The sequence below is a fragment of the Ruminococcus sp. 210702-SL.1.03 genome (genome assembly GCF_020559915.1).
Classification (GTDB): domain Bacteria; phylum Bacillota; class Clostridia; order Oscillospirales; family Ruminococcaceae; genus YE71.
The window spans coordinates 1-2,142 of the sequence record NZ_JAJCLZ010000075.1; the positions used below are offsets into that span (position 1 = coordinate 1).

Annotated in this window: 2 protein-coding genes; both read left to right on the forward strand. The window is 41.0% G+C overall.

Annotation, left to right across the window (positions count from 1 at the left end; genetic code table 11):
• Nucleotides 1-1,455: recombinase family protein (locus LI114_RS13350; protein ID WP_227221075.1), on the forward strand; the 1,455-nt coding region annotated here is incomplete at its 5' end.
• 60 nt (nt 1,456-1,515) lie between these two features.
• Nucleotides 1,516-2,097, forward strand: a complete 582-nt coding sequence (locus LI114_RS13355) for an amidoligase family protein (protein ID WP_227221076.1) — start codon at nt 1,516-1,518, stop codon at nt 2,095-2,097.
• Nucleotides 2,098-2,142 lie beyond the last annotated feature (45 nt).

Sequence of the window (2,142 nt, forward strand, 5' to 3'; positions counted from 1 at the left end):
TTGATCAACCGAAAAAAGGAATGGACGCTTGCCGGAGTTTTTGCCGACGAAGGGACCAGCGGAACTCAAACAAAGAAAAGGACAGAGTTTAACCGCATGATAAGAATGTGCAAAAAGAAAAAGATCGACCTTGTGATAACAAAATCAATATCAAGATTTGCACGAAATACGGTGGATTGCCTCGAATATGTCAGACAGCTTAAAGACCTGGGTATTGGTGTTATTTTCGAGAAAGAGAACATAAACACGCTGAAAATGACAAGCGAGTTTATGATAGCTTTGTATGGAAGTTTTGCACAGGCTGAGTCAGAATCTATAAGCAAAAACGTCAGTTGGGGTAAGGAAAAAGCTTTTCGGGAGGGAAAAGTGCCATTTCAGTATAAGCATTTGTTAGGATATAGAAAGGGAGCAGACGGCAAGCCTGAGATAGTTCCGGAAGAGGCTGAAACTGTACGATTGATCTTCAGTCTTTATCTTGACGGATATACATTACTTAACATCGCTCAGATCTTAATGAATCAAAAAATAACTACAGCAACCGGTAAAAGTGAGTGGACTAAGAGTGCAATTCAGAGCATCCTTAAAAATGAGAAATATGTTGGAGACGCACTTTTGCAAAAAACCTTCACAGTCGATTGCATAACACACAAAGTTGTAAAAAATAACGGAGAGCGTCCGATGTATCTTATTACAGACCATCACACTCCCATAATCGACCGTGATACCTTTAATCGGGTACAACAGGAAATTGCAAGACGAAGCTCAAAAAGAAAAATATCCGATCAGACCAAAACTGAGCAAGGAAAATACAGCGGAAAATATGTATTGTCTGAATTGTTGATATGCGGACAATGCGGGACTCCGTACAGACGCAGAATATGGACAAAAAGCGGAAATAAACAAGTGGTCTGGCGGTGTATAAGCCGGCTGGAACACGGCAAAAGATATTGTCCCGATTCGCCTACGATCAAGGAAGAAAACCTGCACCGTGGAATTATTCGAGCGATAAATAACTACTACTCTTGTGGTAACGACGTTGAAAAAATCTTAAAAGCGAATATCAGCAATGTGCTTGAATGTCATGGGCAGGAAGAGATCGCAGCGATTGAAAAAAGGCTTAAAGAGATCGACAAGGCAAGAAGTGATCTGATAAGTCTCATAGCAACAAGCGGCTGTGATGAGGACAAGCTGGACAGCGAGTTTGAAAAGCTGTATGAGGAAGAGCAAAGCCTGAGTGAAAGACTTGCAATGCTGAAATCAAAAAATCAAACTTCCGCCGAAACTCAAGCCAAGCTTGATAAGATAATAGATATGATAGAGCATGAAAAGTTTGAGTTGGAAACCTTTGATAATGTGCTTATCAGAAAGCTGATAGAATGTGTGAAGGTTCTGAGCAAGACGGAGATACTGGTGATCTTTAAAGGTGGGTATGAGGTCAGGACTGAAATTGAATAACGATCAAAATTTACGGCTTGCGATATATTCGCAGGCTGTTTTTTGTTGGGAGGTGCAGCATTGTCCAAAAACTTTGAAGGCATAAAAACGAGAAAATTCGGTATAGAGATAGAGATGACCGGACTTACACGAAGTCAGGCTGCAAAAGCTATGGCTAAAGTGCTTGACGGGCGTGTTGAACACGAGGGCGGGTACTATGATAAATATGTTGTGACAGACTCAAAAAACAGAAAATGGGCGATAGTTTATGACGGAAGTATCAACTGTTACAACGCAGACGGCGACCATGCTTCTAAATCATACAGCGTGGAAATGAACTCTCCTGTGTTGGAATATGAAGACATACCTCTTTTGCAGGAGGTTGTGAGAGCACTAAGAAAAGCAGGCGGAGTGACAGGTCCGAGATATTGTGCAGGCACTCATATACACATTTCAGCCGACGATTACACACCGCAGCAGATTCGAAATCTTGTAAACATCTTTGCAAGCAAGGAGGATTTCTTGTGGGACGCTTTACAGATTTCCTCAGCACGTGAATCCTACTGTCACAAGATGGACAAGCAGTTTATAGAGGACATTAACCGAAAAAAGCCTAAAGATATGGAAGAAATAAAGAGACTTTGGTATCACGGAATGATATAGTATAATAAAACTTGACACTCCAACCTCAAAGAAGTAAAATAGAAA